Source organism: Pseudomonas sp. ASL9 (assembly GCF_056680335.1).
Genome location: NZ_CM155277.1, coordinates 3,839,510 through 3,854,738 on the forward strand (window position 1 = coordinate 3,839,510; position 15,229 = coordinate 3,854,738).

The window sequence follows — 15,229 nt, forward strand, 5'->3', positions numbered from 1 at the left end:
AGTCATCTGACGGTTGGGCTTCAACGGCAGGAGATTATCGAGTAACGTGCCGGACTTGATAGATTAAACGATTCAGCCATTTAAATTTTCTGCCGTAATCTACAACGCAGAGCTGTCAGACAGTTATCCATTCATCGCCTAAGCTGTCGTTCAATTTAAACAGTTCTTGCTCATCGGTTCCTAAAACAAGAAGCAGCGCCCACCCGCGCTAAAAAGGAGAAAGGCATGCTCGAACTCACCGTAGAGCAAATATCCATGGCCCAGACGGCTGTGGATAAGTCCGCCGCATTGTACCTGCTCGCGGGCAAGCTGGTTGACGATGGACTGGTCGCCGAGGGTTACCTTCAGGGTTTGCAGGGCCGTGAAGCTCAAGGCTCGACCTTTCTAGGCCAAGGCATCGCTATTCCCCATGGCACTCCCGAAACCCGTGATCTGGTGTTCGCCACGGGGGTGCGCCTGCTGCAGTTTCCCGACGGCGTGGATTGGGGGGACGGGCAGATCGTTTATCTGGCTATAGGTATAGCCGCCAAATCCGATGAGCATTTGCGTTTACTGCAATTGCTCACACGTGCATTGGGCGAGACCGATCTGGGCGAGGCGCTGCGTCGGGCGAAGAGCCCCGAGGCGCTGCTGAAGTTGCTTCAGGGTGCGCCACAGGAATTGGCGCTCGATGCGCAGATGATCGGTCTCGGCGTGTCGGCAGATGACTTTGAAGAGCTGGTGTGGCGCGGTGCGCGGCTATTGCGCAATGCGGATTGCGTCAGCAATGGCTTCGCGGCGGTGCTGCAGCAGGTTGAAGCGCTGCCGCTGGGCGACGGTTTGTGGTGGCTGCACAGCGAGCAGACGGTCAAGCGTCCAGGGTTGGCATTTGTCACGCCCGATAAACCTATTCGTTTTCTGGGTCAGCCACTCAACGGTCTGTTCTGTCTTGCCAGCCTGGGTGAAGCCCATCAGGCATTGCTCGAACGTTTATGCGCCCTGCTGATTGAGGGGCGTGGTCACGAGTTGGGCCACGCCACCAGCAGCCGTGCGGTGTTGGCGGTATTGGGTGGCGAACTGCCGCAGGATTGGCCGAGCGAGCGTGTTGCACTGGCCAACGCCCATGGCTTGCATGCGCGTCCGGCGAAGAACCTCGCGCAATTGGCGAAAGGTTTTGAAGGTGAGATTCGAGTGCGCATTGTCGACAGCGGCGAAGCGGCCGTGTCGGTCAAAAGCCTGACCAAGCTGCTCAGCCTAGGGGCGCGACACGGTCAAGTACTGGAGTTTGTCGTTGAACCGAGTATCGCCGCCGATGCCTTGCCAGCCATCCTTGCGGCGGTCCGAGCCGGTCTGGGCGAAGAAATCGACGCGTTGCCCCAAGAAGCTTCGGCCAGTGATGGGGTCGCACCTGTCGTGCCAAAGGTGGACGAGCGCCCACGCCTGATCGCGCCCGCTGATGGCAGCCTGATTCAGGCCATCCCCGCAGCCCCCGGCATCGCCATGGGCCCCGCGCATATTCAGGTGCCGCAGACGTTCGATTATCCGCTGCGGGGTGAGTCGATCACTGCCGAGCAAGAGCGCTTGCAGCAGGCGCTACGCGAGGTTCGCGAGAATCTGGAAGGGCTGATCCAGCGCAGCCAGGCGAAAGCCATTCGCGAGATTTTCATTGCCCATCAGGAAATGCTCGATGACCCAGGCCTGACCGATGAAGTCGCCACTCGCGTTAAGCGGGGCGAAAGCGCGGCAGCCGCGTGGATCGGGGTGATCGAAGCGGCTGCGTGTCAACAGGCGCTGTTGCAGGACGCCATGCTGGCCGAGCGCGCTGCGGACCTGCGTGACATTGGGCGTCGTGTTCTGGCTCAGCTGTGTGGCGTCGAGACGCAGGCCGAGCCTGAGCAGCCGTACATTCTGGTGATGGAGGAGGTTGGTCCGTCCGATGTCGCGCTGCTCGATCCAGCACGGGTAGCGGGCATTCTGACGGCCCGAGGTGGCGCGACGGCGCACAGTGCGATTATCGCCCGGGCCTTGGGTATCCCGGCGGTGGTCGGCGCGGGTGATGCGGTGCTGCTGATCAAACCGGGCACGCTGTTGCTGCTCGATGGTCAGCATGGGCGTCTGAGCGTCGCGCCAGATGCGGCGGCTTTGCAGCGCGCCACGCAAGAACGCGACACCCGCGAGCAACGCTTGCAGGCTGCGGCGGCTTTGCGTCTGGAGCCTGCGTTGACCCGAGACGGGCATGCCGTGGAAGTGTTCGCCAATATCGGCGACAGCGCGAGCACGGCCGTGGCGGTCGAGCAGGGGGCTGAAGGTATCGGTCTGTTGCGCACTGAACTGATTTTCATGGCCCACACCCAGGCGCCGGACGAAGCCACTCAAGAAACCGAATACCGCCGTGTGCTGGATGCGCTCGAGGGGCGCCCGCTGGTCGTTCGCACCCTGGATGTGGGCGGCGACAAGCCTCTGCCGTATTGGCCGATCGATAAGGAAGAAAACCCATTTCTCGGTGTACGCGGGATTCGTCTGACCTTACAGCGCCCACACATCATGGAAAGCCAGCTTCGTGCCTTGTTGCGTGCTGCGGACAACCGCCCGCTGCGGATCATGTTTCCCATGGTCGGCACCGTCGAAGAATGGCGCCAGGCGCGGGACATGACGTTGCGTTTGCTTGAGGAAATTCCGGTCGCGGATTTGCAGTTGGGGATCATGATCGAGGTGCCGTCGGCGGCGTTGTTGGCGCCGGTGCTGGCCCGTGAGGTGGACTTCTTCAGTGTGGGCACCAATGACCTGACCCAATACACCTTGGCCATCGACCGTGGTCATCCGACTTTGTCCGGGCAGGCCGATGGCTTGCACCCGGCCGTGCTGCAATTGATCGACATCACCGTGCGTGCCGCCCATGCCCATGGCAAATGGGTGGGCGTGTGTGGCGAGCTGGCGGCGGACCCGTTGGCGGTGCCGATTCTGGTCGGCCTGGGCGTAGATGAATTGAGCGTTGCGGCGCGCAGCATTGGCGAGGTCAAGGCCTGCGTGCGCGAGTGGAGTCTGAGTGCGACGCAGCAGTTGGCGCAGCAGGCGCTGACCTTAGGCACTGCTGGTGAAGTGCGTGAGAGGGTGGAAGCCATGTCCAGGGAGGTCATGTAATGGCAAAAATTCTCACGTTGACCCTGAACCCGGCGCTGGACCTGACCGTGCAGCTGGATCAGTTGCAGGTCGGCCAGGTCAATCGCAGCGACGCCATGCTCAGCCATGCCGCGGGTAAGGGCCTGAATGTCGCGCAGGTGTTGGCTGACCTCGGGCATGACCTGACGGTGGCGGGCTTTCTCGGCGTCGATAACCAGCAGGCGTTTGAATCCCTGTTTGCGCATCGGCAGTTCGTCGACGAGTTCGTCCGCGTACCAGGGGAAACCCGCAGCAACATCAAACTGGCGGAAAGCAGTGGACGCATCACCGATCTGAACGGCCCTGGCCCGCACGTCAGCGAAGATGCGCAGCAGGCGCTGATGGCCCGTCTTGAGCAGATCGCTCCTAGCTTCGACGTTGTGGTGGTGGCCGGCAGTTTGCCACGCGGTGTCAGCCCCGAATGGTTGCACGCGTTGCTGCTGCGTCTGAAAACGCTGGGGTTGAAAGTGGCGCTGGATACCAGTGGCCTGGCGCTACGGGTCGGATTGTCGGCGGGTCCGTGGCTGATCAAGCCCAATACCGAAGAGCTGGCCGACGCCTTGGATGCGCCGATTATTTCCATTGAGGCGCAGGCCGAAGTAGCGAGCCGCTTGCGTGCGCAAGGTGTCGAACATGTGGTGATTTCCCAGGGTTCGGAGGGCGTGCACTGGTTCAGTTCCAGTGTGGCACTGCAAGCCTTGCCGCCCAAGGTGGTGGTTGCCAGCACGGTGGGTGCCGGTGACTCGTTACTGGCCGGGATGATCCACGGGTTGCTGAGTGGCCATCCGCCGAAACAAATTTTACGCACGGCCACCGCCATTGCGGCGATGGCGGTGACACAGATCGGCTTTGGCATCAGCGACGCCGCGCAACTGAAACTGCTGGAAAAAGGCGTCAGCGTGCGCGCCCTGACAGAATAATAAGAGGGATTGTGATGAAGTTAGCCATTGTTACGGCCTGCCCGAACGGCAAGGTCAGCAGCGTGCTCAGCGCCCGGTTGCTGGACGCGGCAGCGCAGCGTCAGGGGTGGAGCACCAACGTTGAAATTCATGATCCGCACAACCCCGGCAATCGTTTGTCACCTGAGGTCGTGGCGGCTGCGGATTGGGTATTGGTCGTCAATACCGGTCCGCTGGACCTGAGCCGGTTTGTCGGCAAACGTCTGTTCCAGACGTCACCGGCCCATGCGTTGCAGGATGTCGAAAGCTTTTTGCGCACGGCAGCCGAGCAGGCGGCGGTCTATGTCGCCCCGCAAGCAGAGCCACTGCAAACGGTCGCAAGCACTGACGCGCAGCCAAAGCTGGTCGCGGTTACTGCTTGCCCGACCGGGGTCGCGCATACCTTTATGGCCGCCGAAGCGATCCAGCAGGCGGCCAAGCGTCTTGGCTACAACCTGCAGGTCGAAACCCAAGGCTCGGTCGGCGCACGTAACCCGCTCAGTGCCCAGGCCATTGCCGAGGCCGATGTGGTGTTGCTGGCGGCGGACATTGAGGTCAATACCGAGCGTTTCGCTGGTAAGCGCATCTATCGGTGCGGTACCGGCATTGCCCTCAAACAGGCTGAAGCCACGCTAAAAAAAGCCTTGGCTGAAGGGCAGGTCGAGTCCTCGGCCAGCGCCGGTCAAACCTCACGCAGGCAAGAGAAAACCGGGGTCTACAAACACTTATTAACCGGTGTGTCGTTCATGCTGCCGATGGTGGTGGCGGGGGGGCTATTGATTGCGCTGTCGTTCGTTTTTGGCATTACCGCGTTCAAAGAGCAGGGCACCTTGGCCGCAGCGTTGATGCAGATCGGTGGTGACACGGCGTTCAAACTGATGGTGCCGTTGCTCGCGGGTTACATCGCCTATTCCATCGCCGACCGTCCAGGCCTGGCGCCGGGGATGATCGGCGGGCTGCTCGCGAGCACCTTGGGCGCCGGTTTTATCGGCGGGATCATCGCCGGTTTTCTGGCCGGTTACAGCGCGTGGGCGATCAATCGTTATGCACGATTGCCAGCCAGTGTCGAGGCGCTCAAACCGATCTTGATCATCCCGCTGCTGGCGAGTCTGTTCACTGGGTTGGTGATGATCTACGTGGTCGGCAAACCGGTGGCTGGGATGCTCGAGGCCTTGACGCATTTCCTCGACAGCATGGGCACGACCAATGCGATTCTGCTGGGTGTGTTGCTTGGCGCGATGATGTGCGTCGACTTGGGTGGACCGATCAACAAGGCGTCTTACGCGTTCTCGGTCGGGTTATTGGCGTCGCAGAGTTACGCACCAATGGCCGCTGTGATGGCCGCCGGCATGGTGCCGCCGATTGGCATGGGCATCGCCAGCTTCATTGCCAGGCATAAATTTGCACAGAGTGAGCGCGAGGCCGGCAAGGCTGCGTTGGTCTTGGGATTGTGCTTTATCTCCGAAGGCGCGATTCCTTTCGCGGCCAAAGACCCGCTGCGGGTGATTCCGGCGAGTGTCGCTGGCGGCGCGCTGACAGGCGCCTTGTCGATGCTCTTCGGCTGCAAACTCATGGCGCCCCACGGTGGTTTGTTCGTGCTGTTGATCCCCAATGCCATCAACCATGCACTGCTGTATTTAGTCGCTATCATCGCAGGCAGTTTGTTGACAGGGATAGCGTATGCACTGTTGAAACGGCCAGAAGTGGTGGAGATGGAAGGGGTGCCGGTGGTCTGACGGGCCGAGCCTCCTCTTACTCGGCTTTCAACTCAGCCCAAGCACTGTTATAGACGATGAACAGCGTGAAGATCGTCTTTGTAAAATAAACAAACATTTTATGCATGCAGTTGCCATCCATAGTAATGGGCGCTTCATTTTTTTAAATGAAGCGCCCAGCGACTATTAAAATCCGTACTTAGGTGGAGATCTTGACAGCGGCGGATGGGTCTTTGCCCATTCTTTGGCGTAGGCTTTGCCAGCTTCGATTTGTTCGGGGGTCATTTTAGCGGCGACCCTTGGCAGTACTTGCCCTCCGTAGCCCGGCGATGAAGGCCCTCTGCCGGGGTCCGCTTCTGCCATGAGCAGTGTCAGCCCGTAGGCTTTTACCAGATCAAGTGGATACCCTACCTTGTCGGGCATATGTGCCGCCCACGCGGCATAGTCGGACATGGCACCAAAGTCTCCGGCTTTGGCCGATTTTTCAATCCAGTAAGCAAACCCTTGACGATCTCCGCGTGCATTCAGAAAGTCGGCGTAACGGTTCATACCGGGTGGATAGCCGCCTTCCGCTGAGGCCTTGTACCATTTCTCGATTTCCTTTTTCCGGTTACCGGGGATCAGAAAAGTACCTGCACCTTCTTTGTATAAAGAACCGAGCCACTCCTGCGCCTCAGGGAAGCCGGACTCCGCTGCTTTGATTAACCAATCAAAATGACTGGTCATCAAAAAAAGTTGCTGCATGGCTTCACCATCGCCCTGAGCGGCTCTTTCTTTGGCAAGTGAGCGAGCGCCTTCCAGCCACGCCTGAGGTGTTTTTATATCCGGCGGGCAATTCTCCATGATGTGGCAAAGGTCATCACCCTTATCGGACAATCGCATCATTGAGTAGATATCGCCTTTTTCGGCGGCGGCTTCGTACAGCGCTTGCGCCTTCGGTGTTATAAATTTTTGGTTCCGCCTAAGAATTTCAGCCAAGTAATACTGTGACTCCGTGTCTCCAGCCTCGGCTGATATTTCAAGGAAAGGGCTTGCCTTTGCACTCTTGATCATATTTAAGAAAAATAGACCTTGGCTGCGCGCCTCTTCTTGCTCTGGTGTTAATTGAGCCCATGCACAATTACTTAACAGAAATAATAGGCCGGTTATTTTCACTGCGACAATCAATATTTTGGCCATGGTGCTAGCTCCGTCCCTGCATCTGGGTCCCAGCATTTTGTCATTGATGCAAAATCACAGGTAGTGTCCATCGCTTCGCCCAATCGACGCCTCGCTTTTCTATAACGTTCTTGCATATTTCTATCTTGTTGTCGCTCACCAGCATTTGCCGCCATGAAATTACTCATTCGGTATACATTTTCACAATAAATAAACCTGGGATTTTCCGGCTTGTTAAAGGATGAAAACCGCAGTACCGCTTTGCCAAACCGCTCTTGTGCCGAGGCCAGATTTTCATAGCCTGTCTTATTGTATGAGCCTGCCATGGCATTCTCATAGATGGAGCTCAAAATAATTTCGATCGCGTGCTGCTGCAATAAATGGCATTGCTGCGTCGTATACCTTATCGTCCTTGTGCCACCCATATCGCCCTGCACTTCTACTTCAAATGGCCTTGGCGTTTGAAGTAGCGTATCCAACAGCGACCCCAACCCCTCGGGCGTCAAGGTGGAATACCATCTTCTTAATTCCTGATCGTCTTGTTTGTCAAAGATCTCATGAGCCATCGGCCCCGCCCGCCCCCCTGCCTTTATCGCGTCATACATCCGACTAACAACGTTATACCCCCTCAAGAACACCCACTGCATGTCCACGCCAAGCGCGCTGAGCAGTTGCAGTTTGCTGAAGTAAGCGAAGGCCTCCGGTTGTACCCAGACCATTTTTTTATAGTTGTTTTCAACCAGTGCTTTATTGAAGATATCCAGGATCTGGATAATCGCTTTGTAGCCCACCACGAAGTTGAAGGCGCCCTGCACGCCGGGGCCGGCAATGATGGCCGCGTTCATGCGCAGGATCACGTAGCCGTTTTGCAGGGACAGGTTAAGCCCGGCCTTGGTGCCGACACCCAAGGCGGCGGAGGCGTCGATGCCCAGGGTGGCGAGTTCCAGCCAACCGTCGTTGTCGATGTGTTTCTTGAATGTCGGGTGGCGCAGGGTCAGCAGGTCGTCGGGCGGCGCCCAGAGCAGCGAGCCATTGATTTTGACCCCACCTTGTACGCCAGCGAACAGGTTGAACTGTCCGCCAAGGACGTCGTCGTGGCGGATATGAGGCCTCAGGCCGGTTTCTGCGCGGCTGAGACGGCGCTCCACATCACGCCCGGTGTCGAGGCCCAGGTCATCGTTTTCCTGCTTGTTCGGCCCCACGCGCAGGTTGGCGCTGAGCATCATTGAGGCGCCGGCGAAGCCCCAGGCCTTGAGGCTGCCAGTCAGGCAAAACTTCCCGAGCGTGACGATACCGTCGGCTACTTTCTGGCCCTGGTCGTCGTTCTCGTTTTTGTAGCTCAGCGTTTTCGGTGTCGCCTCGGCCCGCCCTGGCAGCTCAAACGAGGCCACCTCAATTTCGCCCTGCGCCAGGTTGACGTCCAGCGTCACGTTGGCCGACGCGCCCAGGCCTTTTTTCAGGCTGACACAGGGGGCGAGTACTTGGCTGGCGAGTTGCACGTTGCTCTGGGCCGGGGTCAGGCAACGAATCAAGCGCGCCTGCGGGCTGTTATCGAACAAGCGCAGGGGGCCGAGGGTGCTTTGCTTGAACAGCATCTGGCGCAGGTCTTCACCCCACGCGTCGAAGGTGGCGTCGTCGCGCAGGTTCTCGATGTAGATTTTTTCGGTGTTGATGTAGCGCTTGAACGTTTCAGGCTGGAAGAAGCCGTTGCGGTCGAACCAGCCGTCCTGGATTTCAACGGGCCGAGCGTCGTTCATTTTCAGCCAGGAGGTGAACAGGTCCGGGTCGGCACTCGTTTTGCCCGCCGTCACTTTGAAGGTGGGATCTTTGACTTGGGCCAGTGCTTTGTTCAGGTCTTCCTTGAGCAGGTCCCGAGTGCTTTGGTTGAGGTGTTTGAGCACGTCGGTGAGGCTCAAGTGGCGCAGGCGTGTGCGCTCGGTGGGCACGCTGATTTCTCGCAACGGAAAGTGAGTGCGCACCAGCCGCTGTTGCGGTTTTGGAGCGAAGGTCTCGGGGTTCCAGAGCAGGTGGCGTAGGGGTTTGGAATGTTTGACGAAGTCTTCGGCCTTTTTCTTCAGCGCCTGTTCTTGGGCTTCAAGTGCCTGCCACTGCACGGCTTCCGTGGTGAACAGGCTGCTCGGAGGCTGTTGTTTGGCGACATTGACCCAATTGTCGAAGGATTTTTCGACGTATTGATCCAGGGCTGCTTTTTGCCTGAGCAAGGCGTGGTATTTCTCGTACGCCTCAAACCCTTGCTGAATATCCCCGCTGTCGCCTTGCAGGGCGTATTCGAGCAAGGCCAGGCCGTAGGCGGCGGCTTCAAGAAGGGTTTTGACCAGTTCGGAATAATGGAATTGGCCTCTCGACTGTAGAAGCCACTGTTCAACGTCCCGTCGCGGCTGGGTGCGGTGGGTGTTTGCGTACTGCAGCTCTGCGATTATTTGCGCGTATTCCTGTTGATACTTATCCAGTTCTGCGGGACTAAAGAACGCTCTGCCCAGATCGACGAAGACTTGGCGCTGTTTAAGGTAGCGTTGAATAATCTCGCGAGCTTTCATCGCCTCGGCGCTGTACAGATGACCGTCTTCAAAACTGTAGCCGCGTTCGAGGGCAATTTTATGGCCCTTGGCATCGAGTGCTGCCAGTTCGCGGCGTAACGGCAGGGCGGTCTGTTGCTGTTGGTTGACGTGCCTGAGCTGCTCAACCGTGAGATTCGGTACGTGTTTGACGTCCTGCAAGCCCTCTTCGCGTATCCCCAGACGTCCGAGGTCGTCCCCTATCTGGTCCAACTCATGCTCAATTTCCAAATACCGCTGGCTGTTCTGCGCATCCAGAAAGCTGCTGGTTTTGGGTTCAAGAAAGGGCTCCAGCAGCCCAGCATTGTTCAACGCGTTGACCCGTGAATCCGGATCGCTGGTCAGCAGCTTCTTTTGCAGGTCATCGGCAGCGGCGACCAACGTGTTCAGGGTGTGTTCGCGCAGCAGCCAGAAGCGGTCCTGGCCGACTTCATAAATAACGTCGGCGTAGTGCGTGAGGCTTTTGCACTCCTGCTCGCCACAGAAGTTGATGCTGCAGTGTTCAGGCGGCGCGGCAACGGGGTCGAGGTGCAACACCTCCAGGGCGCGGGTGTCTGCTGTGGGCGTCGGGCTATTCGCCACGGGCGCGTCGGCGGTGTCCGGCACGTTCAGCGTCCAACCCGTGCGGATGTAGTTCGGGTTTTTGATAAAGGGATTGAGGCGCCGTAATTCGTCAACGCTGCTGGCCAATCGCTGCGCGAGACCGCTGAGGGTGTCCCCTTGCTGGACGGTATAAACACGAGTGGTCATGGCTGTAGCCCCTGTAGCAGTTGCTCGACCCGACGGTGCGGCCGTTCATGCAAGGTAAGTATCGGGTTGGCGACACACCAGGAAGGCTCCTGGGCCATCTGCGCCTGAAGCGGCGTGCCGAACCACTGGGGGTCAACCTTGAATTGCGCACCTTTTTGCATCAGTACCGTCCATGCAGCAGGCGCGCGCCCATGTTCCTGGCGAGGGCTGTTCAGGGTGGGGTGGTTAAGAAACCGGGGGATCGCGTCAGGCATAAAAGCTGTTCGTCCTTTGAGGGGGCTGCCAGAAAGGGCGAAACATGCCGTGAATGAAGCGCTGCTTCAATGCAGGGGGGCACGAAGGAGACGTTTCCTGTGGGGTTTGAGGATTGGTCTTACAACGACGGTCGGACCCACGCGAGAGAACGATCGACTTGGTATCCCTCACACATAACCTGGCTTACCATTAGCCACCTAATGACAGGTCAGGGTTCGAACCGCATGCTGGGCATCTTTTTTGAAACCCTGAACATCACCGCGCCCGTGTTCGCCATGCTGTTTCTGGGTGTGTTGCTCAAGCGGGTGGGCTGGATCAACGACAGTTTTATCCACACGGCGTCAGCGCTGGTGTTCAACGTCACCATGCCGGCGCTACTTTTTCTCGGCATTATTCATGCGGATCTGCACGCGGCTTTGCAGCCCAAGCTGCTCGCTTATTTTGTCGTGGCCACGCTGGTGAGTTTTGCCTTGGCCTGGGGCTGGGCGATCTGGCGTTGCCCGCATGAAGATCGCGGGATTTATACCCAGGGTGCATTTCGCGGGAACAACGGTGTCATCGGCCTGGCCCTGGCTGCCAGCATGTACGGCGACTACGGCATTTCCCTGGGGGCGATTCTCGCGGCGCTGGTGATCCTGTTTTACAACACGCTGTCGACCATTGTGTTGGCGGTTTACAGCCCGGTGATCAAGTCCGATCCGTGGAGTGTGTTCAAAAGCATCCTGTGCAACCCCTTGATCATCAGCGTGCTGGCGGCTGCGCCTTTTGCCTATTTCAAGATCGGTTTGCCTGACTGGCTGGAAACGTCCGGCAAGTACCTGGCGCAGATGACCTTGCCGTTGGCATTGATCTGCATCGGCGGCACCTTGTCACTGGCGGCATTGCGCAAGAGTGGTGACATGGCGGTCAGCGCCAGTCTGGTGAAGATGGTCTGGCTGCCGGTGCTCTGTACCTTGGGCGCCTGGTTGTGCGGTTTTCGCGGGGCGGAGTTGGGGATTTTGTTCCTGTACTTTGGCAGCCCGACCGCTGCGGCCAGCTTTGTCATGGCGCGCGCGGCCAATGGCAATCATGAGCTGGCCGCAGCGATTATCGTCATCACCACCCTGGCGGCGGCGGTGACGACTAACCTCGGTATTTTCATTCTGCAATGGGGCGGTTGGATTTAATCCGCCTTTTTGTACGACTCAATCACTTCCTGCGCCGCACGAAACGCTTCAATCGCCGCCGGTACGCCGGCATACACCGCGCAATGCAGCAGCGCTTCACGAATCTCTTCGACGGTACAGCCGTTGTTCAACGCGCCGCGTACATGGCCTTTGAGTTCTTGCGGGCATTTGAGTGCGGTGAGGGCGGCGAGGGTGATCAGGCTGCGGGTTTTCAGCGGCAGACCTTCGCGGTTCCAGACGCTGCCCCACGCATGTTCGTTGACGAAATCCTGCAACGGTTGGGTGAAGTCGGTGGCGTTGTTCAGCGCTCGGTCGACGAATTCGTCACCCATTACCTGGCGGCGCATCTGTACGCCGCTGTTAGTTCTATCAGTCATGGCAAAGTCCTCAATGTTGGCGCCGCCAAGCTCGAACCGTGCTGAACGCAAGCAAGGCGGCAAGCAGGGGTAGCACGAAATGAATCATCAGTTTTTCAAGGGGGTCGGCCAGCGGCATGCCGGTGGTGAACGAGATAATGTGCAGCCCGTAGGCCAAATACAGGGTCAGCAGCAGCAAGCCTTCGGCGCGGGTTACCCGGTAACCTGAATAGAACACCGGCAGGCACAATGCCGCGACAGCCAACATGACCGGCATGTCGAAGTCCAGTGCGTTGGGCGATACCGACAAGGGCCCCGGCGCTATCAAGGCGGTCAGCCCCAGGACACCGAGCAGATTAAACAGGTTGCTGCCAATCACATTGCCGACCGCGATATCCCGCTCGCCACGCAGTGCGGCGATCAACGAGGTGGCCAGCACCGGTAACGAGGTGCTGACGGCGATTACGGTGAGGCCAATGATCCGTTCGGAGAGACCCAGATTCTGAGCAATCACCACGGAGGCTCCCACCAATAAATGTCCCCCAGCCGCCAGCAAGAGCAGGCCACATACCACGACCATAAGGCTGCTGAGCCAAGGGACTCGGGGTCGTTTTACCTCAGTCGAGACGTTTTGCTGAAGATAATGGTGGCGATTGCCTTGGGCGGATTGGCGCAGCAGGATCAACAGGTAAATCAACAGGGCAACCAGCAGGATCGAACCGTCCAGTGCGCTAAGTTCACCGTTGTATGAGAGGCAGAAGACCAACAGGCTGGCGCCGATCATCAGTGGAATATCCACGCGTACCAGTTGCCGGGCCACCCGCAGCGGAATGATCAGCGCCGAGAAGCCGAGCGTGACCAGTACATTGAAGATATTGCTACCGACCACGCTGCCCACGGCGATGTCAGGCTTGGCGGAAAAGGCCGCTTGCAGGCTGACCGCCATTTGCGGGGCGCTGCTGCCCAGTGCGATCACCGTCAGGCCAATGATGAGCGGACGGATCTTAAGGCTGGCGGCCAAGCGCACGGCGGCGCGTACCGACAGCTCGGCACCGATCACCAGCAGGAAAAGGCCGCCAAACAGTTGAATCAGGCTTGGCAGCGGAAGCGTCGATAGCTCGAGAATTCAAATCACCCTTCAGTCGCTCAAGGTTTGCACGCGGACTCGCGTCACACCGCTGCGCAGCATACCCAGTTGTTCAGCGGCTTTGCGTGACAAATCTATAAGGCGCCCACGGGTATGCGGGCCGCGATCATTGATGCGCACCACGACGGTTTTATTGTTGTCCAGGTCGGTGACCAACACCCGCGTGCCGAAAGGCAGCTCACGATGGGCTGCGGTCAGTGAGTTCTGATCAAAGCGTTCGCCGCTGGCGGTGCGTTTGCCCTGGTGTTTGACGCCGTAATAACTCGCACCGCCGACTTCGTTGTAGCCTCGAGGGTTGATGTTATGACTGGCGCAACCGGCCAGCAGAGTGAGTAGTGCAAGAGCGCTGAAGAGCCGCCACATGGTGTTTGGTCCTTCATTATTGACTGCAAATTCCCTGTAGGAGCTGCCGAAGGCTGCGATCGCCCCGGGGTCGCGTCCGACGGGACCGGTCGCCTTCTTTAAATTGCCGAAGGCCCTACGGGCCTTATCGCAGCCTTCGGCAGCCCCTACAGGGGGATATATCAGCCTTCGAGCTTGTTTTTGAGCAATTCGTTCACTTGCTGTGGGTTGGCTTTGCCTTTGGAGGCTTTCATCGCCTGGCCGACGAAGAAGCCAAACATCTTGCCGCGTTTGGCTTCATCCGCAGCGCGGTAGTCGGCAACCTGTTGAGCATTGGCCGCGAGCATCTCGTCGAGCATCGACTCAATGGCGCCGCTGTCGGTGACTTGTTTCAGGCCTTGTTGGGCAATGATTTCGTCCGCGCTGCCTTCACCGTTGGCCATGGCCTCGAATACCACTTTGGCGATCTTGCCGGAGATGGTGTTGTCGGTGATGCGCAGCAACATGCCACCCAACTGCTCGGCACTGACCGGTGCTTGCTCGATCTCTACGCCCAGTTTGTTCATCAGGCTGCCGAGTTCAACCATGACCCAGTTGGCCGCGAGCTTGGCGTCGCCGCTGATGCTCGCTACTTTTTCGAAGTAATCAGCTTGCTCGCGGCTCGACGCCAGAACGCTCGCGTCATACGCCGACAGGCCGAATTGCGCCTGGAAACGTTCGCGTTTTTGCGGCGGCAGTTCAGGCAATGTGGCGCGAACGGCGACCAGGAACGCGTCTTCGATCACCACCGGCAGCAGGTCTGGATCGGGGAAGTAACGGTAGTCGTTGGCTTCCTCCTTGCTGCGCATGGAGCGGGTCTCGTCCTTGCTCGGGTCATACAGGCGGGTTTGCTGGATGACCCGGCCGCCGTCTTCGATCAGCTCGATCTGGCGCTGCACTTCGGTGTTGATCGCCTTCTCGATGAAGCGGAACGAGTTGACGTTCTTGATCTCGCAGCGAGTACCGTATTCGACCTGGCCCATTGGCCGGACCGACACGTTACAGTCGCAGCGCAACGAACCTTCGGCCATGTTGCCGTCGCAGATGCCCAGGTAACGAACCAGCGCGTGAATCGCCTTGGCGTAAGCCACGGCTTCCTTGGCGGTGCGCATGTCCGGCTCGGAAACGATTTCCAGCAACGGCGTACCGGCGCGGTTGAGGTCGATCCCGGTCATGCCGTTGAAGTCTTCATGCAGGCTTTTGCCAGCATCTTCTTCCAGGTGCGCGCGGGTAATGCCGACCCTTTTGACCGTGCCGTCTTCCAGGGTGATGTCCAGGTAGCCTTTGCCAACGATCGGCAATTCCATCTGGCTGATCTGGTAGCCTTTGGGCAGGTCCGGGTAGAAGTAGTTCTTGCGTGCGAACACGTTGTGCTGGCCGATCTCGGCGTCGATCGCCAGACCGAACTTGACCGCCATGCGTACCGCTTCCTGGTTCAGCACCGGCAATACACCGGGCATGCCCAGGTCGATCAGGCTGGCCTGGGTGTTGGGCTCGGAGCCAAACGTGGTGCTGCTGCCGGAGAAAATCTTCGATTGGGTCGAGAGCTGGGTATGAATCTCCAGCCCGATCACAACTTCCCATTGCATGTTCATTCCTCAAAAAATGCCAGGGGGATTTGAAAGTGTAGCGAGCGACGGTAAGACAAG

11 protein-coding genes are annotated in these 15,229 nt (G+C 58.6%); 4 read left to right on the forward strand and 7 right to left on the reverse strand.

What is annotated here, in order from left to right; all coding sequences use genetic code 11:
- Nucleotides 1-225: 225 nt before the first annotated feature.
- From ptsP to AC1ME2_RS17810, 3 genes are read left to right on the forward strand one after another with little or no spacing between them, the layout of a single operon-like run.
- Nucleotides 226-3,120, forward strand: a complete 2,895-nt coding sequence (gene ptsP / locus AC1ME2_RS17800) for a phosphoenolpyruvate--protein phosphotransferase (protein WP_480435610.1) — start codon at nt 226-228, stop codon at nt 3,118-3,120.
- A complete protein-coding gene (gene pfkB / locus AC1ME2_RS17805; protein ID WP_480435611.1) occupies nt 3,120-4,058 on the forward strand; it encodes a 1-phosphofructokinase in 939 nt (312 codons plus the stop codon). Before ptsP ends, pfkB begins: the two co-directional genes overlap by 1 nt.
- 14 nt (nt 4,059-4,072) lie before the next feature.
- Entirely contained in the window at nt 4,073-5,812 is a 1,740-nt protein-coding gene (locus AC1ME2_RS17810) for a PTS fructose-like transporter subunit IIB (protein WP_480435612.1), read from the forward strand.
- A gap of 165 nt (nt 5,813-5,977) precedes the next feature.
- On the opposite strand, the gene AC1ME2_RS17815 is transcribed toward AC1ME2_RS17810, so the two are convergent.
- The 3 genes from AC1ME2_RS17815 to AC1ME2_RS17825 are packed head-to-tail and all read right to left on the reverse strand — an operon-like array spanning nt 5,978 to nt 10,529.
- Complete coding sequence (locus tag AC1ME2_RS17815; protein ID WP_480435613.1) at nt 5,978-6,970, reverse strand: tetratricopeptide repeat protein; 993 nt, start codon at nt 6,968-6,970, stop codon at nt 5,978-5,980.
- Complete coding sequence (locus AC1ME2_RS17820; protein ID WP_480435614.1) at nt 6,955-10,275, reverse strand: LysM peptidoglycan-binding domain-containing protein; 3,321 nt, start codon at nt 10,273-10,275, stop codon at nt 6,955-6,957. The genes AC1ME2_RS17815 and AC1ME2_RS17820 overlap by 16 nt, the downstream gene beginning before the upstream one ends.
- On the reverse strand, nt 10,272-10,529 hold the full coding sequence (locus AC1ME2_RS17825; RefSeq protein WP_480435615.1) for a hypothetical protein: 258 nt from the start codon (nt 10,527-10,529) through the stop codon (nt 10,272-10,274). Before AC1ME2_RS17825 ends, AC1ME2_RS17820 begins: the two co-directional genes overlap by 4 nt.
- 225 nt (nt 10,530-10,754) lie before the next feature.
- On the opposite strand from AC1ME2_RS17825, the gene AC1ME2_RS17830 reads away from it, so the two are divergent.
- Entirely contained in the window at nt 10,755-11,696 is a 942-nt protein-coding gene (locus tag AC1ME2_RS17830; protein ID WP_480435617.1) for an AEC family transporter, read from the forward strand.
- Here AC1ME2_RS17830 and AC1ME2_RS17835 read toward each other — a convergent pair.
- The 4 genes from AC1ME2_RS17835 to gatB all read right to left on the reverse strand — a co-directional run bounded on the left by AC1ME2_RS17835 (nt 11,693) and on the right by gatB (nt 15,169).
- A complete protein-coding gene (locus tag AC1ME2_RS17835; protein ID WP_480435618.1) occupies nt 11,693-12,073 on the reverse strand; it encodes a carboxymuconolactone decarboxylase family protein in 381 nt (126 codons plus the stop codon). The two genes, AC1ME2_RS17830 and AC1ME2_RS17835, sit on opposite strands and share 4 nt — an antisense overlap.
- A 10-nt stretch (nt 12,074-12,083) precedes the next feature.
- Complete coding sequence (locus tag AC1ME2_RS17840; RefSeq protein WP_480442193.1) at nt 12,084-13,145, reverse strand: calcium/sodium antiporter; 1,062 nt, start codon at nt 13,143-13,145, stop codon at nt 12,084-12,086.
- 45 nt (nt 13,146-13,190) lie between these two features.
- Nucleotides 13,191-13,562 carry a septal ring lytic transglycosylase RlpA family protein gene (locus AC1ME2_RS17845; RefSeq protein ID WP_480435619.1) on the reverse strand — a complete coding sequence of 124 codons (372 nt, stop codon included), beginning with the start codon at nt 13,560-13,562 and terminating at the stop codon, nt 13,191-13,193.
- Nucleotides 13,563-13,723: 161 nt separating this feature from the next.
- The gene (gene gatB, locus AC1ME2_RS17850; protein ID WP_480435621.1) at nt 13,724-15,169 is read right to left on the reverse strand and encodes an Asp-tRNA(Asn)/Glu-tRNA(Gln) amidotransferase subunit GatB; all 1,446 of its coding nucleotides are present in this window, start codon (nt 15,167-15,169) and stop codon (nt 13,724-13,726) included.
- Nucleotides 15,170-15,229 lie beyond the last annotated feature (60 nt).